The sequence below is a fragment of the Calidithermus terrae genome, assembly GCF_003574345.1.
Taxonomy (GTDB): Bacteria; Deinococcota; Deinococci; order Deinococcales; family Thermaceae; genus Calidithermus; species Calidithermus chliarophilus.
In genome coordinates this window covers 1-2,861 of sequence record NZ_QXDL01000330.1, presented here as the reverse complement: position 1 = coordinate 2,861, position 2,861 = coordinate 1, and the positions used below count along the sequence as shown (strand labels likewise).

General features: G+C 67.9%; 4 protein-coding genes. All 4 read left to right on the top strand.

The annotated features are described in order from the left end of the window. The first annotated feature begins 307 nt into the window (after positions 1–307). The 4 genes from argR to Mterra_RS20205 are packed head-to-tail and all read left to right on the top strand — an operon-like array spanning position 308 to position 2,694. Positions 308–766 carry an arginine repressor gene (argR, locus tag Mterra_RS20220; protein WP_027894317.1) on the top strand — a complete coding sequence of 153 codons (459 nt, stop codon included), beginning with the start codon at positions 308–310 and terminating at the stop codon, positions 764–766. 10 nt (positions 767–776) lie between these two features. Then, the gene (locus tag Mterra_RS20215; RefSeq protein WP_119316736.1) at positions 777–1,391 is read left to right on the top strand and encodes a MarC family protein; all 615 of its coding nucleotides are present in this window, start codon (positions 777–779) and stop codon (positions 1,389–1,391) included. A gap of 38 nt (positions 1,392–1,429) precedes the next feature. Next, positions 1,430–1,825, top strand: coding sequence for a RidA family protein (locus Mterra_RS20210; RefSeq protein WP_119316735.1), 396 nt, complete (start codon positions 1,430–1,432; stop codon positions 1,823–1,825). Then, the gene (locus Mterra_RS20205) at positions 1,822–2,694 is read left to right on the top strand and encodes an NAD(P)-dependent oxidoreductase (RefSeq protein ID WP_119316734.1); all 873 of its coding nucleotides are present in this window, start codon (positions 1,822–1,824) and stop codon (positions 2,692–2,694) included. The genes Mterra_RS20210 and Mterra_RS20205 overlap by 4 nt, the downstream gene beginning before the upstream one ends. Positions 2,695–2,861 lie beyond the last annotated feature (167 nt).

Here is a 2,861-nt window from a genome sequence, read left to right as displayed (position 1 = left end):
GGATAAACCCTCCCCGCCGGCGGGGAGGGTTTATCCCCCCCAGCCCCCCTTGCTAAGGGGGGAACAAGGCGTCTGGCGTTTTGCATCTTGCGTTCGGCGTACGACGTACGACGTACGACCCGCGTCTTGCGTTTAGCGTTTTGCGTCTTGCGTTTGGCGTTCGGCGTATGACGTAGGACGTACGACGCCCGCCCCGCGCCCGGCGTCCGGCGCATCGCGTGCGACGTACGCCAAAGAGCCCCGCAGAGGAACGCCGAACTGCATAAAAATGATGTATACTCACTGCGCGAACCGCAGAGGAATCATTATGGCGAGCAAAGAACAGCGTCATCGGGCTATTCAGGAAATCATCTCCCAGGAGAATATCTCCACCCAGGCCCAACTGGTGGACCGCCTGCGCAAGCGCGGCTACGACGTGACGCAGGCCACCGTGAGCCGGGATATCAACGAGATGCGGCTGGTGCGGATGCCGATGGGGCGCGGGCGGCATAAGTATGCGCTGGCGGCGGTGACCCTTGCGGAGGACGTGGAGGAGGAGCTGCGGCGCATGTTCCGCGAGATGGTGCGCGACGTGGACCGGGGCGAGAACATCCTGGTGCTGCGCACGGCCGACGGGCACGCGACGGGCATCGCGCTGCTGCTCGACCGCCTCACCCGCGACGAGATCGTGGGCACGCTGGCCGGGGAAGACACCATCTTCATCGTCACCCGCAGCGTCAAGGACGCCGAGCGGTTGCAGGACGACCTCGAGAGCTACCTCGAGTGACCCATAGGCCATGCTTGAACTCGCGAGCAAGGCCTTCCTGACCTTCTTCGTGGTCATCGACCCCGTGGGGGTGGTGCCGATGTTCATCGCCCTGGCGGGCAACCGGCCGCGCTCCGAGCAGGTGAACATCGCCCGCAAGGCCATTCTGGTGGCGGGCGGGGTGATCCTGTTCTTCGCGCTGGTGGGCGGGCCGCTGCTCGAGCACCTGGGCATCAGCCTCGAGGCGCTGCGCATCGCGGGGGGCATCCTGCTGTTCCGCATCGCCGTGGACATGGTCTTCGCCCAGTGGGAGCGCGAGACCAAGGAGGAGCAGGACGAGGCGCGTGAGCGCTCGGACGTCTCGGTCTTCCCGCTGGCCATCCCCCTCATCGCCGGGCCCGGCACCCTGGCGAGCGTGCTGATCCTGGCGGGCGAGTCGCGCGAGGTGGAGGGCGGGCTGTGGGTGGTGCTGGCCATGACCGCGGCGGTGCTGGTGATCACCTACTTCTTGCTGCGGGCCTCGAGCCGCCTGCGCTTCCTGCTGGGCCGCACCGGCATCAACGTGGTGACGCGGGTGCTGGGCCTGCTGCTGGCCGCGCTCGCGGTGCAGTACGTGGCCGACGGGGTACGGGCTTTCCTGGCCTGAGCTGGCCCTAAGCAGGCGCCATGGGATATGGTGTGCCCATGCGCCAGAACATCCCCGGAACCTCCCCCTACGAGCCCGTCGTCGGCTACTGCCGGGCGGTGCGGGTCGGCCCTTACGTGCACGTGGCGGGAACGACGGCGGTCGGACCGGACGGAAAGCTGGTGGGCGTGGGGGACGCCTACGCCCAGGCCCGCCAGATCCTCGGCATCATCGAGGGGGCCCTCACCAAGGCCGGGGCCAAGCTTTCCGACGTGGTGCGCACCCGCATGTACGTCGTGAACATCGAGCGCGACTGGGAGGCGGTGGGCCGCGCCCACGGCGAGTTCTTCCAGGGCATCCGCCCGGCGGCCACCATGGTGGAGGTCAGCGGCCTCATCGACCCGGAGATGCTGGTGGAGATCGAGGTGGACGCGATCGTGCAGGAGGCGCTATGAAGGTGGCGTTCATCGGGTTGGGGGCGATGGGCTACCCCATGGCGGGCCACTTAGCCAAGCGCTACGACACCCTGGTCCACAACCGCACGGCCGCCAAGGCCGAGCGCCACGCCCGGGAGTTCGGCAGCAAGGCGGTAGGGCTCGAGCAGACCGCCGAGGCCGAGATCATCCTCACCTGCGTCCCCGTCTCGAGGGACGTGGACGAGCTCGCCCACGCGCTGCTGCCGCACCTGCGCCCGGGGACGCTGTGGGTGGACCACACCTCCGGCGAGCCCGAACTGGCTAAGCAGACCGCCGCCCTGCTGGCGAGCAAGGGCGTGAGCTACCTCGACGCCTGCCTCTCGGGCGGGGTGGCGGGGGTGGTCAACGCCAGGGCCACGGTGATGTGCGGCGGCAGCGAGGCCGACTTCGAGCGGGCCAAGCCGGTGATGGGGAGCTACGCCGCCAAGATCGTGCACGTGGGGCCGCTGGGGGCAGGCCACGCGGTCAAGGCGGTGAACCAGGGCCTGCTGGCGGTCAACCTGTGGGCCCTGAGCGAGGGCATGGCCGCTCTGGCGAAGCAGGGCATCAACCTGGGGCTGGCCCTCGAGGTCATCAACGCCTCCTCGGGCCGCTCCAACGTCTCGGAAAACCTCTTCGGCCAGCGGGTGCTCAGCCGCGAGTTTCCCAACACCTTTGCCTTAGGGCTCCTGGCGAAGGACATGGGCATCTGCGTGAAGGTGCTCGAGGCCGCCGGCACGCCCGCCCCCCTGCTGCGCCAATTGCGCGAGTTCTTCGAGGTCGCCAAGCACGAGGTCGGCTCGGCCGACGTGGACCATACGGCGGTGGCGAGGCTGCTCGAGCGGTGGGCGGGGGTGGAGATTAGGTAGGGTCGATGGTCGAACGCAGGACGCAAAACGCAAGACGCCGGTCGTACGTCCTACGTCGTACGCGATACGCCCTGTTGGGATAAATCATCCCCTGGGGCTGTGACCGACCCGACAGCTAACTACAGCCCCACGCCCCAGGGGATGATTTATCCCAACAGGGCGTATCG